The organism is Micromonospora parathelypteridis, assembly GCF_014201145.1.
Lineage (GTDB): Bacteria > Actinomycetota > Actinomycetes > Mycobacteriales > Micromonosporaceae > Micromonospora > Micromonospora parathelypteridis.
This window is the reverse complement of sequence record NZ_JACHDP010000001.1, coordinates 3264400-3288096: the sequence shown is the minus strand read 5'-3', so window position 1 is coordinate 3288096 and position 23697 is coordinate 3264400. Positions and strand designations below refer to the sequence as shown.

Here is a 23697-nt window from a genome sequence, read left to right as displayed (position 1 = left end):
GCCCAGCCTGTGCACCCAGGCACCCCTGCATGGTGCTGCTCTTGCGCGTACACCCGGTGCCGGCTCCGTCATGACGGAGTCGGCACCGGCCTCTCGGCTCAGGGTCCGGCCGCGGTCAGGCGGCCGTGTACTGGACGTCGCGGCTGAGACGGGTCGCGCGCGCCTGCGGTACGGCGAGCGGCGCGGCTGCCGCCGACGGGGCGTGCGGGTCGAGCCAGACCCGGACGGCCGGCCGGCCCGGCGCGAGGCCCGGGACGCCGGCGAGGTGCTGCTCGCGGCGGGTCAGCATCGCCACGTCGACGGTGAACTCGAAGAGCTGCCAGTCGACCTGCGGCTCCGCGCGAGCGCCCTGCGCCAACCGGGCCACCCGCGCCGGATCGGTCACCGGGCGGGCACGACCCGCCACGTACGCCTCGTCGTCGCTCTCCTCCGGAGGGAACGAGTGCAGCGCGTAACGGCCGTCACGTTCGAGGTCACGGCGCTTCGGGGAGTCGATGATGAAGCAGAACAGGCCTTCATCGGTGATGACCGGCGAGACGGGATGGACCCGGGGCCCGCCGTCGGCGCGGACCGTGGCCAGGTAGCCGAAGCCCGGCCCGTACTGCTGGAGGAGAACGCGGATCCCGTCGGCGAGTCGGGGCTCGTCGGCGGCGAATTCGGACCAGGAAGCCATGTGGGCATTCTATCGAACAAATGTACGAGCAGCGACCTCGACTCGCTGGTCACTGCCACCGAATCCCAGAGCTTTGGGCAGCGCGGCTATGGTGGTCCGATGCTGCTCTCCGACCGTGACCTGGTCTCCGAGATCAAGGCCGGCACGCTGGGCCTGGAGCCGTTCGAGCCCACCCTGGTTCAACCTTCCAGCATCGACGTGCGGCTCGACCGGCTGTTCCGGGTCTTCAACAACCACCTCTACACCCACATCGACCCGGCGATGCAGCAGGACGACCTGACCTCGGCGGTCGAGGTGCCCGACGGCGAGCCGTTCGTGCTGCACCCGGGGGAGTTCGTGCTCGCCTCGACGCTGGAGGTCATCTCGCTGGGCGACCAGCTCGCCGGCCGACTGGAGGGGAAGAGTTCGCTGGGTCGGCTCGGGCTGCTCACGCACTCCACCGCCGGCTTCATCGACCCCGGTTTCTCCGGTCACGTGACGCTGGAGCTGTCCAACGTGGCGAACCTGCCGATCACCCTCTGGCCGGGCATGAAGATCGGGCAGCTCTGCATCTTCCGGCTCTCCTCACCGGCCGAGCACCCGTACGGCTCGGTGGTCTACGGCTCGCGCTACCAGGGCCAGCGGGGGCCGACGCCGAGCCGCGCCTGGCAGCACTGGCGCACCTGGCCAACCCGCTGAAACCAGTAACGACGAGGGCCCGCCGCGACGAATCGCGACGGGCCCTTCGGTCACCCTCGATCAGCCTGGGCGGCCATAACTGTGGATCGGGCCGTCGTCGACCTTCTTCATCTTGACCGGTTGGCCGGCCTGCGAGGCGTGCACCACCCAGCCGCCGCCGACGTACATGCCGACGTGGTGGATGTCGCTGTAGTAGAAGACCAGGTCGCCGGGGCGCAGATCGGCCCTGCTGACGTCCTTGGTCGCGCGGCTCTGCGCGGCGGCGTTGTGCGGCAGTGACACGCCGGCCTTCGCCCAGGCGGCCAGCATCAGGCCGGAGCAGTCGTACGAGTTCGGGCCCTCGGCACCCCAGACGTAGGGCTTGCCGATCTGGGCGCAGGCGAACTTGACGGCCGTGCCCGCGGCGCCACCGGGGTAGCTGCCGGGGCACGGCGCCGGGCGCAGCGGGCCGCCGCCACCGTTGCCGTACACCTTGAGGCGCAGCTTCTGCAGCTTGTCGATCTCTTCGTTGATCTGCTTCTTCTTCGCGGCCAACTGGGCCTCGGTGCGGGTCAGTTGGGCCACCATCTCGTCCAGCGGCGCCTTCTGCGCGGCCAGGTCGTCGCGCAGGTCGGCCACCTCCCGCACGTCCTGCTGCTGGTTGTGCGCGAAGCGGTCGAGCATCTCGAGCTGGCCAACGACCTCGCTGGGCGACCTGCTGCCCAGCACCGCGTTCACGGTCGCGACGTTCTCGCCCTTGTACGCACGCACGGCCAGGGCGCTGACCTTGTTCATCGCGGCGTCGACCTGACGCTCCAGCGGGGCGATCCGGGCGGCCACCGCGTCGGCTTGCCTGCGCTTCACGGCGAGGTCGGCCCGGGTGGCGTTGTGCTGCTCGATGATCGGTTCGAGCTTGTTCCAGTCGGCGTCGATCTGGCGCTCGATCTCGGCGACGCTCGGGTCGGCGTGGGCCGCCGTGGCGCTGCCCGTCAGGACGACGGCGACGCCGATCAGTGCGGCGAGAACGGTGGTGAAGCGGGAACTGCGTGGGCGCGGCACGATCGACGTCGGGCCGGCTGATGCCGGCCGCCCGGACGACGGCCGCGGGGCATGGAGTGCCACCGGGGTTCCGTACTCCTTCTTCCTGACCGCCTACCGGGTTAGCTGACGGGTTCGGGCGGGAAGTCGGCGCCCTACCGCAATTGCTGCGGATTCACCCCGGGGGACCTGGGTCCCCGGTTCGTTCGGAAACGACTCGGCGGTGTCGGTCCGTTACCGCCCGGGCTGGGCGGAGCTGATATCGGGCCGACGAAAGACCAGAGTAGAGACGCCTGTTACCGATCCGCAACCCGTGCGGCCGTGACACTCCGTACCGATCAGGGAGGGTCACTGGCCGTGCTCGAAGATTTCTTTCTCGACGCGTCGAGACATGGAAAGGTATTGACGCAGGCTCCCGGGCGGCGCGAAGGTGACCTCACCTTCATTCGCGGAATCTAGGGGGTTCGATGCACCATCCAACCCTGTCCCCCGGCCGGCGCGCACTGCTCGCCGCCGTCGTGGTCGCCGCCGCGACCGCGGTACCGCTACCGGCAAGCGCGGCGGTCGCATCCACCGCCGACCGCCAGCAGCAGTACGCCGCCGCAGCGGCCGAGTACGGCGTACCGACCGACGTGCTGCTCGGCGTCTCCTACCTGGAGTCCCGCTGGGACAGCAACGCCGGCACACCGAGCACCAGCGGCGGCTACGGCCCGATGCACCTGACCGACGCCCGACACGTGGCCGCCCTGCCCGGGGGCGGCCACCACGACGCCGGCACCGAGGACCCGCGCGGCGACGGGTCCCGCCCCGCGCTCGCACCCGCTCCCCGGCCCGCCGAGGACCCCGCACCGCCCGCCGCCGCGTTGCAGACCGTGGACGCCGCCGCCGCTCTGACCGGCGCGGCTCCCGACTCCCTGCGCACCGACGCCGACGTCAACATCCGAGGCGGGGCGGCGCTGCTGGCCTCGTACCAACGGGAGTTGGGCGCCCCGGTCGGCGCCGGCACCGACCCGGCCACCTGGTACGGCGCGGTGGCCCGCTACGCCGGCGCGGACAGTGCCGACGCCGCGGCGGCCTTCGCCGACGAGGTCTTCACCACCATCGGCACCGGCGAGTCGCGGGTGACCGACGACGGCCAGCGGATCACGCTGCCGGCCCGGGCGATCCGGCCCGAGCGTTCCTGGCTGGACCGGCTGGGCCTGCGCCGCCTCGCCCGCCCGGACGGGCTGGAGTGCCCCAGCACCATCTCCTGCGAGTGGATCCCGGCGCCCTACGCGGCGTTCGGCGACGGGGACTACGGCAACCACGACCTCTCCGACCGGCCCGGCCGGCAGAAGATCGAGTACATCGTCATCCACGACACCGAGGCGAGCTGGGCGACCACCCTGAAGCTCGTCCAGGACCCGACCTACGTGAGCTGGCACTATTCGCTGCGTTCCGTGGACGGGCACGTCGCCCAGCACGTGAAGACCAAGGACGTCGCCTGGCACGCCGGTAACTGGTACGTCAACGCCAAGGCGGTCGGGCTGGAGCACGAGGGCTTCGCGGCGCAGGGCACCTGGTACACCGAGGCGATGTATCGGACCTCCGCAAAGCTGGTCCGGCACCTTGCGCTGCGGCTGGGCATCCCGCTGGACCGCCAGCACATCATCGGCCACGACAACGTGCCCGGCACCACGGCCGGGACCGTAGGCGGGATGCACTGGGACACCGGCCCGTACTGGGACTGGACGCACTACTTCGAGCTGCTGCACGCGCCACGTCTGGACACCGGCACCCCGGCCACCGGTCTGGTCCGGATCGACCCGGACTTCGCCACCAACCAGCCGGCGTTCATCGGCTGCGTCACCGCCGGTGTGCCGTGCGCGCCGCGCGGCTCCTCGGCGGTGGTGCTGCGGTCCGCGCCGTCCGCGGACGCGCCACTGGTCAACGACATCGCGCTCCGCCCGGACGGCACTCCGAACACGATGGTGGTGTCGGACCACGGCGCCCGGGCCTCCGCCGGCCAGACGTACGCGCTGGCCGGCCGGCAGGGTGACTGGACGGCCATCTGGTACCTCGGGCAGCGGGCGTGGTTCCACAACCCGGCGTCCGCGCCGACGGCCAGTTGGACCGTCGGCCTGGTGGCCACCCCGAAGCCCGGACGGGCCACCATCCCGGTGTACGGGAGGGCGTACCCGGAGCAGGCGGCCTACCCGGCCGGCGTGCCCTACCAGGCAATCTCGCCGCTGCAGTACACCCTGTCCGCCGGACAGCGGTACGCCGTCGGCGCGGTGCTGGCCGGCGAGTACTACCGGGCCAGCACGTTCGACGGTTCCTCGCCCGGCGACTGGACGGTGATCCGCGGCAAGAACCGGTACGCGCAGATCCAGTTCGGCCACCGCATCATGTACGTCGACCTTGCTGACGTGCAGCTCCTGCCGTCCCCGGTGGGCGCACCCCGCTGAGCACAGCGACGGCCCCCGGTCGGGTGACCGGGGGCCGTCGTGTTGCACGCGGTGGATCAGCCGGGTCTGCGGAACCCGGCGACAGGCATCGTGTTGATGCTGGACACCTGCACCGGTTTACCGGCACGTGGGGCGTGCACCATCTGGTTGTTACCCAGATACAGCCCGACATGGCTCAGGCCGGAGTAGAAGAAGACCAGGTCACCGGGACGGGCGTCGGCGCGCGAGATGGCCTTGCCCTCGTTCCACTGGTCACCCGTGTGGTGGGTGAGGTAGATGCCCGCCGACTTGTAGGCGTACTGGGTGAGGCCCGAGCAGTCGAACGAGTTCGGGCCGGTGGCGCCCCAGACATACGGATCGCCGACCTGCTGGCAGGCGGTCTTGATCGCCTTCTGCGCGGCCACGGCGAGCACACCGTTGATGGTCGGGCAGCCAGCGGTCTTCACCGTGGTCTTCGGCATCGCCGCCTCGAGCTGCTTGATCTCGGCGTCGATCTGCTTCTTCCTGGCGGCCAGCTCGTTCTGCTGCCTGGTCTGGGTGACGATCAGCGCGTCGAGCTTCTGCTTCTCGCCGTCGTACTTGGCCCGCACGGCCAGCACGCCCTCGACCTCCTTGCGCTCCTGCGCGGCCAGCCGGTCGAGGACGGTGAGCTGCTCGGTGAGCGTGTCCGGATTGGCGCTGACCAGCAGTGCGCCGATGTCGTGCGACGGGCCCGACATGTAGTAGCGGGAGGCGAGATCGCCGACCCGGTTGAGCGCCAACTCGCTCTGCAGCGACAACGGCTCGATCTTCTTCTGCAGGTCCGCCGACTTCTGCCGATTGACCTTCAGCTGCGCCCTGACCTTGTTGTACTGCTCGATGGTGGGCTCCAACTGCTCCCACTTCTTGTCGATCTGCGCCTCGATCTCGTCGACCGTCGGCGCGGCGTGTGCCGGCGCGGTGAGCAGACCGGCGCCGACTGCCGCGGCGGCGACCAGGACGAGCAGACGATGGGCAGCGCGGCGCAGGCCACCCGGCCGAGCAGGCACTTTCAGGTCGTGACGATGAGGGGGCATGGTTGCCACCGGCACCGACTCCTTTGCAACCGACCGCCGGGCGCCTCGCGTGAGGGAAGGCCGAGGCAGACGACCTACAGCGGTCGGTGCCTCACATTAGGGAAGGTCGGGGCGGTAATCAAGGCGAGTGCCATCACCATCACTGTCGTGCAACCGCTTGCACACCAAGGGTATTGGCACATCAACCAACGATTGCGGTCAATACATCATCGAGGGTGACCACACCGAGAGGGCGCCGGCCGTCGCTGACCAGCACCATGTGCCGCCGCTCGCGGCGCATGGCCAGCAGCAGGTCGGCCAGCGTACGCTCCGGCGGCACCATCGCCAGCGGCCGGTAGACCTCCGCCGGCACCGGCGATCGGCGGTCCTGCCCGGCGTACCCGAGCACGTCCTTGACGTGCACGAAGCCGAGCACCCGCCGGGTCGATCGCTGCACCACCGGAAAACGGGACCGACCGGTCCGGGTGGCCAACACCTCCAACGACGCCGGCGAAACGTCCTCGGCCACCGTCACCACCGTCGACCACGGCTGCAACGCGTCCGCCGCGGTGCGGCTGTGCAGGGCCAGGGCACCGGTGATCCGCGCATGCTGCTCCTCGTCGAGCAACCCCTCGGTACGCGCCTGTGAGACGAGCCCGGCCAACTCCTCGGCGGTGAACACCGTCTTCACCGCCTCGGACGCCTCGATCCGCCAGAACGCGAGCACCCGGCGGGCCGCCCACTTCATCGCGAGCAGCAGCGGCTTGGTGGCCACACAGAACGCCAGCATCGCCGGGCCGAGCCAGAGCGCGGAGACCTCTGGACCGGCCAGCGTGATGTTCTTCGGGACCATCTCGCCGACGACCGTGTGCAGAAAGACCACCACGCCCAGGGCCAGCACGAACGCCACCGGGTGCACCGCCCGCTCGGGCAGGCCGGCCGCGTGGAACGGCGGCTCCAGCAGGTGCGCCAACGCCGGCTCGGCGATCGCGCCCAGGCCCAGCGAGCAGACCGTGATGCCGAGCTGCGCACCGGCGATCATCAACGGGATCTGGTTCATCGCCGACAACGCCCACCGGGCACGCTTCGACCCGGCGGCCAGCGGCTCGATCACCGTCCGGCGGGACGCGATGAGCGCGAACTCACTGCCCACGAAGAAGCCGTTGCCGAGCAGCAGCACCACGGTCACCAACAGCTCAGTCATCGTCGTCCGGCTCCGCCGGGCGCAACACCCGGACCTGCTCGATGCGGTGCCGCTCCACCTCCACCACGGTGAACTCCCAGCCGTCCGCCTCGACCGTCTCGCCGGCCAGCGGGATGTGCCCGAGCTGCGCCATCAGGAAGCCGGCAAGCGTCTCGTACGGCCCCTCGGGCAGCCGGAAGCCGGTCTGCTCGGCCACCTCGTCGGAGCGGAGCACCCCGTCGACCAGCACGGTGCGCTCACCACCGGGCACGGTCAGTTCGACCGGGCCGGCGTCGTCCACGCTCGCCGGGTCGAACTCGTCGGCGATCTCCCCGACCAACTCCTCCACGAGGTCCTCGATCGTCACCACGCCGTCCGTGCCGCCGTACTCGTCGACGACGATGGCCAGGTCGGCCCCGGCCGCCTTCAACGCCGCCAGCACGCCGTCGAGGTTGAGGCTCTCCGGCACGTACACCGGCTCGCGGGCCACCGAACCGACGCTTGTCGACGCCCGGTCGGCCAGCGGCACACCCAGCGCGTCGGGCACACCGGCAACGCCGGTCACCAGGTCCAGGGTCTCCTCGTACACCGGGAAGCGGGTCCGTCCGGTCTGCCGGGACGCCTCCAGCAACTCGGCCACGGTGGCCGTGACACGCAGCGCGACCACGTCCACCCGGGGGGTCATCGCCTCGGCGGCCCGCTTGTCACCGAACCGGATGGTGCGGCGCAGCAGCATCGCGGTGTCCGTCGGCAACGCACCGGCGCGCGCCGAGATGGCCGCCAGCAGACCCAACTCCTCCGGCGAGCGGGCACTGGCCAGCTCCTCCTGCGGCTCCACGCCGAGCGCCCGGACCAGCCGGTTCGCCGAGCCGTTCAAGCCCCGAATCACCCAGCCGAACGTCCGGGAGAAGGTGTGCATGGGACCAGCCGTGGCCAGCGCCGCCGGCATGGGCCGGGCCAGCGCCGCGTTCTTCGGCACCAACTCACCGAAGAGCATGGAGATCAGCGTGGCCAGGGCCAACGCGAGGAACGGGGTGAACCGCTCGGTGGCGTCCCCGACGATCGGGCGCAACAGGGGACCGAAGAGCCGGGCCAGGGCCGGCTCGGCCAGGTAGCCGGTGAGCAGCGCGGTGATGGTGATCCCGAGCTGCGCACCGGAGAGCTGGAAGGAGAGTTCGCGCAGCGCCGTGCGTACCGTCAGGGCGGCCTGGTCGCCGGCGGCGGCCCGCCGGTCGATCTCCGCGCGGTCGACCGTGACCAGGGCGAACTCGGCCGCGACGAAGAACGCGTTGCCCGCGGTCAGCGCAACGAACCCGACCAGGGGCAACAGCGTCGTCAAGAGTAGGCCGTCGATGTCGCCTCACCTCGGCGAGATTCTTGCACGACGGCGGCGGCCCGCACCGGGCCGCCGCCGTCGATGTCCAGATCCCAGGTGTACGCGCTCAGCCGCCGATCGGCGCGGTCTCCTTGCCGCCCTGCGGCTGCTCCGGCTTGACCGAACGGAGCAGCACGCTCGCCACGTCGATCACCTCGACCTGCTCGCCGGCGCCCTTGCCGTTGACCCCGTCGTTGAGCATCGTCGAGCAGAAGGGGCAGCCGACGGCGACCGTCCTGGCCCCGGTGGCCATGGCCTCCTCGACCCGGTCCACGTTGATCCGCTTGCCGATCTTCTCTTCCATCCACATCCGGGCACCGCCGGCACCGCAGCAGAAGGAGCGCTCGCTGTTGCGCGGCATCTCGGTGAGCTCGCCCGCGATGGCGTCACCGAGGACCTCGCGGGGGGCCGCGAAGACCCGGTTGTGTCGACCCAGGTAGCAGGGGTCGTGGTAGGTGACGCCGCCGTCGACCGGCTGCACCGGGGTGAGCTTGCCGGTGGCGACCAGGTGGGCCAGCAGTTGGGTGTGGTGGACCACCTCGAACTCACCGCCAAGCTGGCCGTACTCGTTGCCCAGGGTGTTGAAGCAGTGCGGGCAGGTCGCAACGATCTTGCGCTTGGCCTTCTCCCGGCCCTCGAACGCCTCGTTCAGCGTCTCCACGTTCTGCTGGGCGAGCATCTGGAAGACGAACTCGTTGCCGATCCGCCGCGCCGGGTCGCCGGAGCAGGTCTCGCCCTCGCCCAGGATCGCGAACTTCACGCCCGCCTCGTTGAGCAGCGTGGCCACCGCGCGGGTGGTCTTCTTGGCCCGGTCCTCGAACGCGCCGGCGCAGCCGACCCAGAACAGGTACTCGAAGTCGTCCACCTCGCCGACCCGGGGCACCTCGAAGTCCAGGCCCTTGGTCCAGTCCTCACGGGTGTTCTGCGGTGCGCCCCACGGGTTGCCCTTGTTCTCCAGGTTGCGCAGCATCACGCCGGCCTCGGAGGGGAAGCTCGACTCGATCAGCACCTGGTAGCGGCGCATGTCGACGATGTGGTCGACGTGCTCGATGTCGACCGGGCACTGCTCCACGCAGGCGCCGCAGGTGGTGCACGACCAGAGCACGTCGGGGTCGATGACACCGCCCTCCTCGGCGGTGCCGATCAACGGCTTGTCGGCCTCGGCCAGGGCCAGCACGTCGAGGTGCGCGAGCTGCGCCTGGGTGGCCTTCTCCTCGCCGGTCAGGTCCTTGCCGCCGCCGGCCAGCAGGTAGGGCGCCTTGGCGTACGCGTGGTCGCGCAGGCTCAGCACGAGCAGCTTCGGCGACAGCGGCTTGCCGGTGTTCCAGGCCGGGCACTGCGACTGGCAGCGACCGCACTCGGTGCAGGTGCTGAAGTCCAGCAGACCCTTCCAGCTGAACTGCTCGACGTGGGCGACGCCGAACTGGTCCTTCTCCGGGTCGGCCTCCTCGAAGTCGAGCGGCTTGCCCTGGCTCGTCATCGGGCGCAGCGCGCCGAGGCCGGAGCCGGCCGGCCGGGCCGGCTCGCGCTTGAAGAAGATGTTGGGGAACGCCAGGAAGCGGTGCCAGGCGACGCCCATGGTGACATTCAGGGAGATGACGATCAGCCAGGTCATCGAGATAATGATCTTGATGGCGGCGGCGACGCTGACCCCGTCCGCCCAGTCCGGCAGCACCGCGCCGACCGCGTGGCTGACCGGGGTGGCCCAGAACGGGAACTCGAAGTGGTCGGTGGCGACCTTGAAGCCGCGGATCACGAACCCGAAGATCAGAACCAGCAGCACGATCCACTCGACGAAGTAGCCCTGCCACATGGTCGAGCCGGTGAACCGGGACCGCCCACCCGGCCGGGTCGGCCGGTTGCGGAGCCGGATCGCCATCAGCACCAGGATGCCGACCAGGCCCAGCACCCCGATGATCTCGGTGACCAGGCCGAAGATCGTCCAGTGCCCGATGATCGGCAGGCCACCGTCCGTGGTGACGACCTCGAAGTACGCCTCGAGCACCAGCAGCGACAGCACGATGAAGCCGACCATCACGAACCAGTGCGCGGCACCCACCACGCCCCACTTGAGCATTCGGGTATGGCCGGCGGTCTCCACCAGCATGGTCCTGGCCCGGGTGACCTTGTCGGTGAACCGCTCCGGTGCCGGCTGCCCGAGCCGGATGACTGCCACCATCTTCAGGACCGCACGCACCGCAAGCCACACCGCCACAGCGGTGATGGCGGCCGCGAGGATCGTGGTGACGATCTGGACGCTGCCCATCGAGTTGGCCTCCCCGGTCTGCTGCCTGATGACCTCGCTCTGCTCGGTCATGCAGTGCAGCCTACGCGAAGGTTACCCAGCAGTAACGTGAGTCATCTCGCAGTAGGCCACGCTGCCTGCGGACACCATAGGGGGCCCCACCCGATCCTGCTGGGCAGGGGCTGGGTGGGGTGACATGGAACCGTCGACGCGACAGCGCCGAGCCGGCTCAGCGCCAGCGGGAGAGCAGCGCCAGAGAGGCGACCATCGCGCCGAAGCCGACCGCGAGGTTCCAGTAACCCCACGCCATGACCGGGTACTCCTGCTCGGACAGGTAGTAGAGCACCAGCCAGCCGATCCCGACGACGATCAAGGCGACCGCGGTGATCGGCAACCACACCGGGCTAGGCTTGCGCGACGACGCCGCCGTCGTGGGACGGACGTCCGTCGGCGGGGTGTACACCTTCTTCTTACGGACCTGAGACTTGGGCATGGCGCTCTCCAGAGGGGGTGACGACCTCGTCCGGCCTGACAACCGGGCGCGGAGGCGACGGTCCATGGCCAATAATGTTCGACAGCTAGCGTAGTCCCGATTGCCCGCCCGGACCACGAATGGGGTCAGGCCGGTGCACGGAGTGACCGAAAGAAGTGGGACTGTTCGCCTCACCGGCCCGGCCGGGGCGGACCAATCCTCGACACGCGGAAGGAACGCTCGGTGGAGTACACGTCCGGCGCTACCTCCTGGCAGAAGGTCCTCCGACGGGCCGCCGCCGGGCTGCTGCCCCGGCGACCGCGTCAACGCCGTCCGGGCTGGTCGATCGGGGTGCCCCTGATCGCCGCCGCGGCAGGACTGCTCTTCACCACCAGCGCGACCACCGCCGACGGCACCGCTCTGCGCGAGGACCGACGGCCCCAGCTCAACCAGCTCATCGAGGACCGGCGCGAGCAGGTGGCGGCGAGTGAACGCCGTGCCGCCACGCTGCGCGGCGAGGTCGAGCAACGGACCGACACACTGGCCGGGTCGGACGCCCCGATCAAGGATCAGCAGGAGCGCGCCCAGGGCAGTCTCCAGGCCGCCGGGTTCACCGCCCTCGGCGGGCCCGGGGTCACGGTCGAGCTGAACGACGCGCCCCAACTCGACCGGACCCAGTCGGACGCCAGCAACGACGACCTGGTGGTGCACCAGGCGGACGTGCAGGCAGTGGTCAACGCGCTCTGGGCCGGCGGCGCGGAGGCCATGTCAATCATGAACGTCCGCGTGCTCACGACCAGCGCGGTACGCTGCGTCGGTAACACCCTGCTGCTTCATGGCCGGGTGTACTCCCCCCCGTTCAAGATCGTGGCAATCGGCGATCCCGCTGCCCTCCAGCAGGCCCTCGCCAGCTCTGAGGGAGTCCGGTTGTTCAAGGACGCGGTCGACGACTACCAGCTCGGTTACGAGGAGACGGCCTCCACGGTGCGAGTTCCCGCATTCGAAGACTCGACCGCCCTCCGCTCCGCGAAGGTGCTCAAGTGAGCGGCCCGGACGAGCGTCGCGACGGACGACACCGGGACCAGACCGACGATCCGACCGCCTTCCTGCCCAAGGTCGACCGGCCGGAGCCGGCACCTGGTCGGCAGACCCCGGCCGGCAACTGGCCCGAGCCGGTGCTGCCCACCCGGTCCAGTACGTCGCGCCCGCCGGCCACGCCCGGGCCTCCGCGCACCGCCGAGCCGACCCACCCCCCGGGCCGTCCGGGTGTCGAAGCCCCGCCGCCGTGGCCGGGCAACCCGGCCCTCGGGCCAGGCGCGCACGGAGGGTCCGGCCTGCCCCCCGCCGCCGCTCCCGGCCGGCCGGCCGCGACCAACCAGGGCCCGGTTCGTCCCGCTGCCCCCGGCAACGCCGCGACCTCCCCGGGTACGCCCGGCGGGACGCCAACCCGGCCGACGACGCCCGGCACGCCGGGCCAGTCGGCCCCGGCCGGTCCTCCGCCACCGCCGGTTGCCGACTCGCCGACCGCGTTCATCCCCCAGATCGCCGCCCGGCCCACCCGACCGACCGGCTCTCCGGCCGCTCCGGTCTCGCCGGCCGCCCCCGCCCCGGCCGCCGGGCAGGACAGCTCCTCTCCGGCCGGGTCCGGCCGGGTCCCTCCCACTGGGCCGGGCCGCGTCCCTCCTACTGGTCCGAGCACCGTCGCTCCCAGTGGGCCGGACCGCGCCGCCGACCCTGCCGCCACCGCGTTGATCCCGGCAGTGCCCGCCACACCCACCACCCGGCCGCCAACCATGGACTCGACCGCGTTGATGGGTGCCGTCCCCCGCTCAGCGGTCCCCGACGGGCCGACCGACGGCGGTGACAACCCCGCCGAGCCTCCCCGGCCCCGGCGCGGCGAGCGGGTGGTCCAACTCCGGCCGCACCAGACCGGCGAGGGCTACAAGAGCGTCTACTCCGAGCTCACCCGCCCGTCGCTCGGCTCCCGGCTGCGCACCGGCGTCCGCGTCACCGGCGAGGTTCTGATCACCTTCGGCCTGGTGGTGCTGCTCTTCGCCGGCTATGAGGTCTGGGGCAAGTCGGCCATCGTCGACGCCCACCAGAACGACCTCAACAACCAGTTGAACCAGGCGTGGGGCCCGACCGACGACCCGACGGTCGCCCCGTCGGCGGCCGGCCCGAGCGTCAAACCGACGCCACCGGTACGCGGCAAACCGCTCGCGGGTCTCTACATCCCCAAGCTCGACAAGAACTGGGTCGTGGTCGAGGGCGTCACCCAGGCCGACATCCGCTACGCCCCGGGCCACTACCCGGCCAGCGCGCTGCCCGGCCAGGTGGGCAACTTCTCCGTCGCCGGCCACCGCAACCGGGCGACCTTCTGGCGGCTGGACGAGCTCGACGAGGGCGACGCCATCGTGGTCGAGAGCAAGACCGACTGGTACGTCTACCGGGTGTCACAGTCGCGGATCGTCAAGCCGACCCAGGTCGAGGTGGTGGCGCCGGTGCCCGGCGAGCCGGACGAGAAGCCGACCAAGCGGATGCTCACCCTGACCACGTGCAACCCGAAGTTCGACAACTACCAGCGCCTGATCATCCACGCCGAGCTGGACCGCACCCAACCCAAGTCGGCGGGCCGCCCGGCCGAGCTGGGAGGCTGACCCGATGTACTCGTTCATCTGGCGCAAGCTGCCCTTCGGCCTGGCCGGAAAACTGATCGGCTCGGTGCTACTGGTGGCCGCCACGGTGGCCCTGCTCTGGTATGTCGCCTTCCCGTGGGCCGAGCCACTGCTGCCCTTCGATGACGTGCAGGTCGAGTCCGGCGTCCCCGCTGAGCCGGGCGACGGCGGCCCGGTGACCGGGGAGACCCCGGCGGGCGAGGACCACGAGTTGCCGTACGACACGGAGCAGAACAACCCCGCTCCGTCCTCCCCGAGCAGGTGACCATGCGCGTCCTGGTGATCGACAACTACGACTCGTTCGTCTTCAACCTCGTGCAGTATCTGGGCCAACTCGGCGTGGACTGCGAGGTCCGCCGCAACGACGAGATCGACATCGCCGAGGTGGGCAAGGTAGGAGCCGCCGGCATCCTGCTCTCACCGGGGCCGGGCAGCCCCGACCGGGCCGGCATCTGTCTGGACGTCATCCGAAAGTACGCGGGCGAGCTGCCGATCTTCGGCGTCTGCCTCGGCCACCAGGCGATCGGCGAGGCGTTCGGGGCGACCGTGACGCGCGCCCCCGAGCTGCTGCACGGCAAGACCTCCGAGGTACGGCACAACTCGGTCGGCGTGCTCGCCGGCCTGCCCGACCCGTTCACCGCCACCCGGTACCACTCGCTCGCGGTGTTGCCCGAGACGCTGCCGGACGAGCTGGAGGTCACCGGCTGGACCGGCTCCGGCGTGGTGATGGCGATGCGGCACCGGACCCTGCCCATCGAGGGTGTCCAGTTCCATCCCGAGTCGGTGCTCACCGAGGGCGGCCACCTGATGCTGGCCAACTGGCTGGCCAGTTGCGGTCACCAGGAGGCGTTGGAGCGCGCACCCGCGCTCGCCGCCGAGGTCGACGCCCGTCGCCGGGCCGCCTTCGCCACCACCTGAGGCCCCGCCGCTCGGTCACCAGGCTCGGGAGGGCCCGCCGTCGGGTCAGCCCCGCAGCGCGTCCTGGACCGCCGGATCCGCGGGCGAGCGGACCGCCGGAGCGCGGCCCCGGACCGCGTCCCACGCCGCCTTGCCACTGGCGAAGTAGTCCCGGACCGACTTCTCCGCGAGCAGGACGGGTCCACAGCCGTCGCACCGCGCGGTGACCCCGTCGACGTCGAGGCCGAGATGCCGGCACAACGTCACTGCTCGGGACAGGTGGTAGGACTGGGTCACGACCAGGGCCCGGTCGACGCCGTACACCTCGCGCGCTCGGGCGCAACTGTCGTAGGTGTCCAGGCCGAACGGGTCGGCCACCACCCGGCGCGGGTCGACGCCAAGCTCGGCGAGGTACGACGTCATGACCGCCGGCTCGTCACCCGACGTGCCGCCGCCATCGCCCGACACGAGCACCACCTTGGCCCGCCCGCTGGTCACCAACTCGGCGGCGGTCTCCAGGCGGCCGGCGAGCCGTTCCCCTGGCCGTTGCCGATCGGCCGCCACGGCCGTGCCGAGGACGATCACCACGTCGGCGACCGGAGCCTCGGCCTCGGCGTACACGTGACCGCGGGCGGCGAGCGTCGTCCAGAGCCACGGAAGACTGGCGAGCAGCAGCACGACGGCACCCAGAATGGCCACGCGCCTGAGCCACCGAGGACGGCGGCTCACCACCGACTCGACACCGGATGCTTCCGTGTCACTCATACCGAGGCCCGGAACCGGGGTGCGGGCCTAGTCCTCGGGAAGACGGGTCGGCTGGGGCGGGAACGGCAGACCGATGCCGCCCCCGGTGCCGGGCGTGGTTGGCGTGCCCGTCGGTGTGCCGGTCGGCGTGCCGGTGGGTGGCGTCTCGACGACCTTCTCCGGAATGCCGATCTCGATGGTCACGGTCCTGTCCTTGGCCAGCTCGGTGCCCGCATTCGGACTCTGCTTCTGGACCCGGCCGGCCTGGTCGGCCGGCACCTCGTCACCGTCGCGGAACTCGACCTTGTAGCCCGCCTCGCGAAGCTCCTGGGCGGCCTCTTCCCGCGTCGAGTTGATCACGTTGGGCACCTTGCTGACGTTGCCCTTGGAGACCTCAACGACCACTGTGCTGTCCTGCTGCACGGTGGTCCCCGACGGCGGGGTCAGCTTGAGGACAATGCCCTTCGCCGCAGGGTTGTCCACCTGCTTCTCCTGGACCTTCAACCCCAGATCCTCGAGCTGGGGCTTGACGTTCTCGAGTTGGGAGTTGATCAAGCCAGGGGGGATCTTCACGTCGGGCTTGCCGCCGCAGAGCTGGATGGTCACCGTGCTGGCCTGCTTGAGCCGAGTGCCCGGCTGGGGATCCTGCTTGGCGACGGTGCCCTTCGTGCAGTCGTTGGCCAGGACGGAGTCACCCACCTGCGGCTGAAGGTTGGCGCTACGGATCTCGGCGACCGCGGCGGCCTGACTCTTGCCGACGAGGGTGGGCACCGACTTGTTGGCCTTGTCCTGCTGCTGGCTCCAGAGCAGGGCGGCGACCAGGGCGATCACCGCCAGCACGCCGACCGCGCTGAACGTCGCGATCAACCACGAGGACGCCTTGCGCTGGCGCGGATCGCCCACCCGGGCCATCTGCCCGGTCTGCTGCCCAGCGGAGGGAGGCGGGTAGCCACCCCGGCCCCCGGCTGCCGGTGCCATCGCCACCGTCTCCGCCTCACGCAGCACCGGGGTGGCCAACACGGGCCGGCCGGCGGCAGCGCGGAGCAGGTCGGCACGCATCTCGCCGGCGCTCTGGTAGCGGTTGAGCGGGTTCTTCGACAGCGCCTTCAGGACGATCGCGTCGACGGCCGGGGTGACGTCCGGGTTGATGTCGCTCGGCGTCGGCGGCGTCTCCCGGACGTGCTGGTAGGCAACGCTGACCGGGCTGTCCCCGACGAACGGCGGGTGCCCGCAGACCAACTCGAAGAGCACGCAGCCAGCCGCGTACACGTCGGAGCGAGCGTCGACGGCCTCGCCGCGCGCCTGCTCCGGGGAGAGGTACTGCGCGGTACCGATCACCGCGCTGGTCTGCGTCATGGTGGTCGCGCCGCTGGCCAGCGCCCGGGCGATGCCGAAGTCCATGACCTTGACCTGGCCGGTCTGGGTGAGCATCACGTTGCCGGGCTTGATGTCCCGGTGGATGATGCCGTGCCGGTGACTGAACTCCAGCGCGGCGCACATGTCGGCGCAGATCTCCAGCGCCCGGCGCGGCTGCAGCCGACCCTCGGCCCCGAGGACCTCCTTCAAGGTCCGACCGTTGACGAACTCCATCACGATGAACGGCAGCGTCTCGCCGGTCGGCGCTGTTTCCTCACCGGTGTCGTAGACCGCCACGATCGCCGGGTGGTTGAGCGAGGCGGCGTTCTGCGCCTCCCGACGGAAGCGCATCTGGAACGTCGCGTCCCGGGCCAGGTCGGTACGGAGCATCTTGATCGCGACGTCCCGACCGAGCCGGAGATCGCGACCGCGGTGCACCTCGGCCATGCCGCCGTAGCCGAGGAGCTCGCCGACCTGGTACCTGCCACCGAGCAGGCGGGCCTGCGCTGTCATCGCGTCTGTCGTCCTTCGCTCGTCGTCGTCCCGCCGTCGCCCGGCTGGAGTCGTATCTCCCGACGGTACGACGTCCGGGTCGGATCGTCGCGCCCGTCGAGTCGCAGCGCGCCGGACGTCACGGTGCGTGCGGTCAGCGCGGCGGGTTCACCGGCCTGCGACCGCTTCTTCAGGTTGTAGGAAATCACGCCGGAGCAGAGCAGGACCAGCACGGCCAGCAGGATGGCGAGAAGCACCATTCCGGGCCGGGACCGGCGGGTCTCGGGTGACGGCGCCGACGGGCCGGCCGGCCGGGCGTACGCCGATGGTTGTTGCTGTCGGGGCGGTGCTGACGGCACCGCCGCGGCACCGCGCGGGTATCCGTTCGGTGCGACCGGCGGTCGGGCGGACGGGACGGCCGGCGCGACCGCGGTGGGGCGCGGCTGCTGGGCCGGCGCGACCGCGGTCGGCCGCAGCCCGGCGGCCGGCGGACGGGCGCCTGGCGGGCGCAGTTGGTGCGCCTGCGGCACCTGGGCCCGGCCGGGCGCCGCGGGCGATGCCGGCGCCGCGGAGACGGGGCCGGAGTTGCCGGCGGCCCTGGCCTGCTGGGAGAGCGCGGCCTTGAGCTGGCGGGCGACCCCGGCGAGCGCGGCGGCGCTCGGCCAACGGGCCGCCGGGTCCTTGGCCAACGCCCGTTCCACCACCGCGCGCACCTGCGGGGGGATGTCGGCGGGCAGCGGCCGGGGAGTCTCCCGGACGTGCCGCATCGCGATGTCGAGCGGGTTGTCGCCCTCGAACGGACGCCGCCCGGCGAGGCACTGGTAGGCGACCACGCCCAGCGCGTACACATCGGACGCGGGGGTGGCCACGCCGCCGGTGGCCTGCTCGGGCGAGATGTACGACGCGGTGCCGAGCACCGAGCCGGCGGCGGTGAGCTGACCGACCAGGTCGGAGCGGGCGATGCCGAAGTCGGTCAGCACCAGCGTGCCGTTCGGCCGGACCAGCAGGTTGCCCGGCTTCACGTCGCGGTGCACGATGCCCTTCTCGTGCGCGGCGTGCAACGCGTCCGCAGCCTGCGCGACGAGGGCCATCGTCCGGGCCGGGGTGAGCCGGCCGACCCGGCTCAGCGTGGACGACAGGGCGTCGCCCTCGACGTACTCCATGACCAGGAACGCGATCTGCTGGTCGTTGCCGAAGTCGTAGACGTCCACCACGCCGGGGTGGTTGATGGTGGCCATCGTGCGGGCCTCGCCGCGGAACCGCTCGGCGAAGTCCGGGTCGTCGAGCAGGGCGGGGAGCAGGCTCTTCACCGCGACCGTCCGACCGAGCACCTGGTCGGTGCCGCGCCAGACGTCGCCCATGCCGCCGCTGGCGATCCGCTCGTCGAGGCGGTAGCGGTTGCCGAGCTGGACACCGGGGCTGAGCATGTCAGCGACCCCCGGGGTCGGCGATCGCGGCCCGCATGATCTGGCCGGCGATCCGGGCTGCCTCGGCGCTGCCACCGGAGCCGGCCTGTTCGAGCATCACGCAGACCGCGGAGATCGGGGTGCCGTTCTTGTCCAACGCGAAGCCGATGAACCAGCCGTGGTCGGGCCGGTCCGGCGCGGACTGCGCGGTGCCGGTCTTGCCGCCGACCGTGTAACCGCTGATCGCGGCCCTCTTGCCGGTGCCGTTCTGGACCACGCTGACCATCATGTCGCGCAGGTCGCCGGCGACCTGAGAGCTGACCGGTTGGCGCAGCTCCCGTGCCTTGGCGGTGTAGTAGCTGGTGGTCCGGTCCGGGGCGAGCAACTGCCGCACCAGGTACGGCCGCATCTGGCTGCCGTTGTTGGCGACCGAGGCAGCGATCATGGCGCCTTCCAGCGGGGTCATCCGAACGTCCCGCTGCCCGATCGAGGACTGGGCGAGCGCGGCCGGGTCGTCTCCGCCGTCGGCGTTCTGGATGGTGCCGGTCCGGCTGGCCGCCGTGGGCAGGCCGCCCTCACCGAGCTCACCGACGGTCAGGTCCTCCTGCTCGAAGCCGAACTGTCGGGCCTTCTCCTTGATGGCGTTGGCGCCGAGCTGCACGCCGAGCTGGGCGAAGCCGGTGTTGCACGACTCGGTGACCGCTGCCAGCAGGGTGACCTTCGGCTCCGGGCAGATCGACGCGTCGGCGTTGCGAATCGGGCTGCCCGAGGTGGGCGGGGTCCAACTGGAACCGGCCGGGATCTGGGTCGTCTTGGTGATGCCGTTCTCCAAGGCTGCCGCGGCCACCACGATCTTGAAGGTGGAGCCCGGCGGCAGCGTCTCGGAGAGCGCGCGGTTCTTCAGCGGCTCGTCCGGGTCCTGCTCCAGCTTGTTGAAGGCCGCAGCCGCCTCGCTGCTCGTGTGGCTGGCCAGCGGGTTCGGATCGAAGCTGGGCATGGAGACCAGCGCCTGCACCGCACCGGTACGCGGGTCGATGGCGATCGCCGCGCCCTTCTTCGCCCCCACCTGGTTGTTGCGCAGCTGGTTGTACGCCGCGTCCTGAGCCTTCTTGGAGAGCGTGAGCAGCACGTTGCCACCACCGCTGTCGTCGCCGGTGAACATGTCCTTCAACCGGTCGCCGATCAACTGGTCGCTGGTGCCGGCCAGGAAGTCGTTCTCCACCCGCTCGATGCCCTGGTCCGCCAGGTTGACCGGCTTGTAGCCGAGCACATGGGCGTACTCGGCGCCGCCCGGGTAGGTGCGCAGGAACTTCAGCGTGCCGGTGGTCTCCTTGCTGGTGGCCACCGCCGTGCCGCCAGCCTCGATGTTGCCGCGCTTGCGCTTGTAGTCGGCAACCTGGACCCGGCCGTTGTAGTCGCTGGTGCGGTACTCGTCGGCCTTGTAGGCCTGGATCCAGTTGAGGTTCACGAAGAGCAGGCCGAACAGGACCATGACGACGACGCCGACACGGCGCAGGGGTGCGTTCACGGCTTGATCACCTCCGTGGGAGCACCGTGCAGCTGCTCGGGCGGGCCGGCGGCGGGCCGGGGAGCTTTGCCAGCGGCCCCGGTGACCGGCCGGCGGGCTCCGTCGGAGACCCGCAGCAACACCGCGATGAGCAGCCAGTTCGCCATCAGTGACGAACCACCGGCGGACAGGAACGGGGTGGTCTGACCGGTCAGCGGGATGAGCTTGCTGATCCCGCCGACGATCACGAAGACCTGCAGACCAAGGGTGAACGCGAGACCACCGGCGAGCAGCTTGCCGAACGAGTCCCGCACCGCGAGCGCGGCGCGCAGCCCCCGCTCCACGATCAGCAGGTAGACGACCAGCAGCGCGGAGAGCCCGAAGAGGCCGAGCTCCTCACCGATGCCGGCGAAGATGAAGTCGTTCTGCACCTCGGGCAGAATCCCGGGCTGGCCGCCGCCCGGCCCGGCACCGAAGAGGCCGCCGGTGCCGAGCGCCAGCAGCCCCTGGACCAACTGATAGCCCTTGTCGGTCGGATCGGCGAACGGGTCGAGCCAGATCTCGGCGCGCAGGTAGAAGTTGGCGAACGGGCCGCCGACCGTCTCGCCGAGGACGTAGGCAAGGTACGCGCCACCGAAGAAGAGCACCAGGCCGATCAGCAGCCAGCTGACCCGTTCGGTGGCGATGTAGAGCGTCACCACGAACATGCCGAAGTAGAGCAGCGAGGTGCCCAGGTCCTTCTCGAAGACCAGCACCAGGACGCTGATCAGCCAGACCCCGACCACCGGGCCGAGGTCGCGGCCGCGCGGGAAGTCGATGCCGAGGAATCGCCGGCTGGCCAGCGACAGCACCTCGCGCTTGCGGACCAGGTAGTAGGCGAAGAAGACCAGCAGCGCCAACTTGGCGAACTCACCCGGCTGGATGGAGAAACTCTCACCGAACTGGATCCACAGCTTGGCGCCGTTTCGCTCGGAGATGCTCGGCGGCAGCACCGCCGGGAGCATCACCAGCACGATGCCGGCCAGCCCCAGGGTGTACGCGTACCGCGAGATCGACCGGTGGTCACGCATGATGGCGAGCAGGCCCGCGGCGAGGATCACCGCACCGAGCGTCCAGGCCAACTGGCGCCCGCCCTGCCCCGCGAAGGTGGCCAGGCCCTCCCGGTCGGCAACCGGGGCGTCGCCCAGGTCGATCCGGCGGAGGAAACCCACCCCGAGCCCGTTGAGCAGGGCCACCGCCGGCAGCAGGGCCGGGTCGGCGAACGGGGCCAGGAACCGGATGACCACGTGCAGACCGAGGAAGACCACCCCGAGCGTGGCGGCGGGCATCCAGAAGTCCGGGGTGACCGTGTCCAGCAGGTTTGCCTCGACGGTCGCCCCGTACGCGGCCACCAACGCCATGGCGAGCAGCAGCAGGGACAGCTCGGCGTTGCGGCGCGACCGCGCCAGGCGTACGCCGGACTGCTCGCCCGCGGTCGCGGGCGAGGGTGCCGGTGTGGCCGCTACGGTCACGGGTGGAGTCCTCGGGATCTCAGCCGACGCTCACTCAGGAGACCGGCAACCGGCTGGGTCGAGCGCCGGCGTGGCCGAGTCGGAGGGCGTGACGTCGGGTGTGGTGGTCGGGCCGGTCGCACCGACAGCGGCGCTGGCAGCGTCGGTCGGGCTCGCGCTGACAACCCCGTTGGGGGTCGCCGACACGTTGGGGCTCGGGCTGCCGTTCGGGATCGGCGTCGCATCGGTCGGTGTGGGCGTGGGCGTGCCGCCCACCGCGGCGCTCGGGTCGAGCGGGCAGAGCGGCTTCAGGTTGGGGTTGCTCGGGGTGTCGCTGGTCAGCTCGGCGAGCTGACGCTCGGCGTCCGGCTCACTCTTGGCCCGAATGCCGACCTTGACCGTGTCCTGCGCAGCGACCGTGAGGTCGTCCAGTCGGGTGCCGCTGCGACGGTGCACGGTGGAGAGGTCCATCCCGGCGATCTGACCCTGGACACCACGGAAGACGGCGACCTGCCCCTCCTCGGTGGCACCCACGTAGTACTGCCGCTGGGTGTACGTCCAGCCCGCGAAGGCCCCACCACCGATGATCACCAGCAGGGCCAGTGCCATGGCGGCGGTACGCACCGGGCGGCGCTTCGGCCGGTCCGGTTCGTCGTCCGAGGCTGCCGGCTCCTCGGGCGCGGCCGGGCGCGGCGCGGCGAGCGCCGAGGCCCGGGCGGCCGGAGTCGATTCGTCGGCGGAGGTTGCCATGCCTCGGTCCCGCGCGGCGGCGCCGCCCACGATCGGGCTGGCCTCGACGATGTCCTGATCCGTGGCGTCGGCGATGATCACCGTGATGTTGTCCGGTCCGCCGCCGCGCAGCGCGAGCTGCACCAGCCGCTCGACGCACTTCTGCGGGTCCGTGTATTCCCGCAGGGTCTCGCCGATGGTTTCGGCGCTGACCACACCCGACAGGCCATCGCTGCAGATCAGGTACCGGTCGCCGGGCAACACCTGGCGCACCGAGTACTCCGGGTCGATGTCCCGGCCGTCCAGGGCTCGGGTGAGCAGTGACCGCTGTGGGTGACTGCTCGCCTCCTCAGCGCTGATCCGGCCTTCGTCGACGAGCATCTGGACGTACGTGTCGTCCTTGGTGATCTGCGCGAACTCGCCGTTGCGCAGCAGGTAGGCCCGCGAGTCACCGATGTGGACCATCCCCAGCTTGCTGCCGGTGAAGAGGGTCGCCGTCAGCGTGGTGCCCATCCCCTCCAGCTGTGGGTTGGCGTCCACGGTGTCGCGGAGTTGTTGGTTGGCGGTGCCCACGGCCGAACGCAACGCATCGACGAGGGCGTCCCCCGGGACGTCCTCGTCGAGCGGCGCCATGGCACCGATGACGATGTTGCTGGCGACGTCACCGGCGGCCATGCCGCCCATGCCGTCGGCAACGGCGAGTAGCCGCGGCCCGGCGTAGACGGAGTCTTGATTGCCGTCTCGGATCAGACCGCGGTCGCTGTGGGCCGCATAGCGCAGGGTCAGAGTCATGGCCGTAATTCGAGGGAAGTGCGGCCGATCCGGATCGGCACGCCGAGGGGGACGGGGGTTGGTCCGGTGACCTTAGCGCGATCTAGGTACGTGCCGTTAGTCGAGCCGAGGTCCTCGACGTACCACTGCCCGTCGCGCGGCACGAGCCGGGCGTGTCGCGCGGAGGCGTAGTCGTCGGTGATGACCAGGGTGGAGTCCTCAGCTCGACCAATGGTGATCTGCGCTTCACCGAGAGTGATCCTGGTGCCGGCCAGCTGACCGGCCGTCACCACCATCTGGTGTGCCGCCCTACCCCGCTTCACCTTCGCCGGCTTCGCCGCCTGCCCCGTCGAGGCCCCCACCGCGCGTGGCGCGGCCACCAGGCGACCGGACCGGGCGCCCGCGAAGAGGTCCCGACGGATCACGCCGACCACCGTGAACACGAAGATCCACAGCAGGATCAGGAACCCGAACCGGGCAACGGTGATGACCAGTTCCGGCAAGGC

20 protein-coding genes and 1 riboswitch are annotated in these 23697 nt (G+C 70.9%); of the genes, 6 read left to right on the top strand and 14 right to left on the bottom strand.

Translation table 11 applies throughout. The annotated features are described in order from the left end of the window. Positions 1-115: 115 nt before the first annotated feature. Positions 116-673: a pyridoxamine 5'-phosphate oxidase family protein gene (locus HNR20_RS14710; protein ID WP_184180235.1), complete on the bottom strand. Its 558-nt coding sequence runs from the start codon at positions 671-673 to the stop codon at positions 116-118. Positions 674-772: 99 nt separating this feature from the next. Here HNR20_RS14710 and dcd point away from each other — a divergent pair, with 99 nt between their 5' ends. Continuing rightward, a complete protein-coding gene (dcd, locus tag HNR20_RS14705) occupies positions 773-1351 on the top strand; it encodes a dCTP deaminase (protein ID WP_030332009.1) in 579 nt (192 codons plus the stop codon). Between the two features lie 60 nt (positions 1352-1411). On the opposite strand, the gene HNR20_RS32695 is transcribed toward dcd, so the two are convergent. Then, positions 1412-2452 (bottom strand): C40 family peptidase, encoded by a 1041-nt coding sequence (locus tag HNR20_RS32695; RefSeq protein WP_184180232.1) that lies wholly within the window; start codon positions 2450-2452, stop codon positions 1412-1414. A 13-nt stretch (positions 2453-2465) separates the two neighbouring features. Next, positions 2466-2601: riboswitch (cyclic di-AMP (ydaO/yuaA leader) on the bottom strand. Positions 2602-2835: 234 nt separating this feature from the next. Between HNR20_RS32695 and HNR20_RS14695 the strand changes: the two genes are divergently transcribed. Next, positions 2836-4815, top strand: coding sequence for an N-acetylmuramoyl-L-alanine amidase (locus tag HNR20_RS14695; RefSeq protein ID WP_184180229.1), 1980 nt, complete (start codon positions 2836-2838; stop codon positions 4813-4815). Between the two features lie 56 nt (positions 4816-4871). On the opposite strand, the gene HNR20_RS14690 is transcribed toward HNR20_RS14695, so the two are convergent. The 5 genes from HNR20_RS14690 to HNR20_RS14670 all read right to left on the bottom strand — a co-directional run bounded on the left by HNR20_RS14690 (position 4872) and on the right by HNR20_RS14670 (position 11145). Next, the gene (locus tag HNR20_RS14690; RefSeq protein ID WP_373290975.1) at positions 4872-5885 is read right to left on the bottom strand and encodes a C40 family peptidase; all 1014 of its coding nucleotides are present in this window, start codon (positions 5883-5885) and stop codon (positions 4872-4874) included. 166 nt (positions 5886-6051) lie between these two features. Beyond that, positions 6052-7053, bottom strand: a complete 1002-nt coding sequence (locus tag HNR20_RS14685; RefSeq protein WP_184180223.1) for a hemolysin family protein — start codon at positions 7051-7053, stop codon at positions 6052-6054. Beyond that, entirely contained in the window at positions 7046-8371 is a 1326-nt protein-coding gene (locus HNR20_RS14680; protein ID WP_229687025.1) for a hemolysin family protein, read from the bottom strand. The genes HNR20_RS14685 and HNR20_RS14680 overlap by 8 nt, the downstream gene beginning before the upstream one ends. 103 nt (positions 8372-8474) lie before the next feature. Beyond that, the gene (locus HNR20_RS14675) at positions 8475-10673 is read right to left on the bottom strand and encodes a (Fe-S)-binding protein (RefSeq protein WP_184188464.1); all 2199 of its coding nucleotides are present in this window, start codon (positions 10671-10673) and stop codon (positions 8475-8477) included. A gap of 208 nt (positions 10674-10881) precedes the next feature. Further along, positions 10882-11145, bottom strand: coding sequence for a cell division protein CrgA (locus HNR20_RS14670; protein ID WP_184180220.1), 264 nt, complete (start codon positions 11143-11145; stop codon positions 10882-10884). A 222-nt stretch (positions 11146-11367) separates the two neighbouring features. Between HNR20_RS14670 and HNR20_RS14665 the strand changes: the two genes are divergently transcribed. The 4 genes from HNR20_RS14665 to HNR20_RS14650 are packed head-to-tail and all read left to right on the top strand — an operon-like array spanning position 11368 to position 14717. Further along, complete coding sequence (locus tag HNR20_RS14665) at positions 11368-12168, top strand: DUF881 domain-containing protein (protein ID WP_184180217.1); 801 nt, start codon at positions 11368-11370, stop codon at positions 12166-12168. Continuing rightward, positions 12165-13781 carry a class E sortase gene (locus HNR20_RS14660; protein ID WP_184180215.1) on the top strand — a complete coding sequence of 539 codons (1617 nt, stop codon included), beginning with the start codon at positions 12165-12167 and terminating at the stop codon, positions 13779-13781. Before HNR20_RS14665 ends, HNR20_RS14660 begins: the two co-directional genes overlap by 4 nt. A 4-nt stretch (positions 13782-13785) precedes the next feature. Then, the gene (locus HNR20_RS14655; protein WP_184180212.1) at positions 13786-14064 is read left to right on the top strand and encodes a hypothetical protein; all 279 of its coding nucleotides are present in this window, start codon (positions 13786-13788) and stop codon (positions 14062-14064) included. Positions 14065-14066: 2 nt separating this feature from the next. Continuing rightward, a complete protein-coding gene (locus HNR20_RS14650; protein WP_184180209.1) occupies positions 14067-14717 on the top strand; it encodes an aminodeoxychorismate/anthranilate synthase component II in 651 nt (216 codons plus the stop codon). Between the two features lie 45 nt (positions 14718-14762). Here the strand turns inward: HNR20_RS14650 and HNR20_RS14645 are convergent, their stop codons facing one another. The 7 genes from HNR20_RS14645 to HNR20_RS14615 form a co-directional block, all read right to left on the bottom strand. Beyond that, on the bottom strand, positions 14763-15395 hold the full coding sequence (locus HNR20_RS14645; protein WP_229687026.1) for a SanA/YdcF family protein: 633 nt from the start codon (positions 15393-15395) through the stop codon (positions 14763-14765). A gap of 93 nt (positions 15396-15488) precedes the next feature. Continuing rightward, a complete protein-coding gene (gene pknB / locus HNR20_RS14640; RefSeq protein ID WP_184180203.1) occupies positions 15489-17309 on the bottom strand; it encodes a Stk1 family PASTA domain-containing Ser/Thr kinase in 1821 nt (606 codons plus the stop codon). Next, complete coding sequence (locus HNR20_RS14635; RefSeq protein WP_184180200.1) at positions 17306-18715, bottom strand: serine/threonine-protein kinase; 1410 nt, start codon at positions 18713-18715, stop codon at positions 17306-17308. Before HNR20_RS14635 ends, pknB begins: the two co-directional genes overlap by 4 nt. Position 18716: 1 nt before the next feature. Beyond that, on the bottom strand, positions 18717-20222 hold the full coding sequence (locus HNR20_RS14630; protein WP_184180197.1) for a peptidoglycan D,D-transpeptidase FtsI family protein: 1506 nt from the start codon (positions 20220-20222) through the stop codon (positions 18717-18719). After that, positions 20219-21712, bottom strand: coding sequence for an FtsW/RodA/SpoVE family cell cycle protein (locus HNR20_RS14625; RefSeq protein ID WP_184180194.1), 1494 nt, complete (start codon positions 21710-21712; stop codon positions 20219-20221). The genes HNR20_RS14630 and HNR20_RS14625 overlap by 4 nt, the downstream gene beginning before the upstream one ends. A 30-nt stretch (positions 21713-21742) precedes the next feature. Beyond that, on the bottom strand, positions 21743-23212 hold the full coding sequence (locus HNR20_RS14620; RefSeq protein WP_184180191.1) for a protein phosphatase 2C domain-containing protein: 1470 nt from the start codon (positions 23210-23212) through the stop codon (positions 21743-21745). Next, positions 23209-23694: an FHA domain-containing protein FhaB/FipA gene (locus tag HNR20_RS14615; protein WP_110562905.1), complete on the bottom strand. Its 486-nt coding sequence runs from the start codon at positions 23692-23694 to the stop codon at positions 23209-23211. The genes HNR20_RS14620 and HNR20_RS14615 overlap by 4 nt, the downstream gene beginning before the upstream one ends. Positions 23695-23697: the final 3 nt, after the last annotated feature.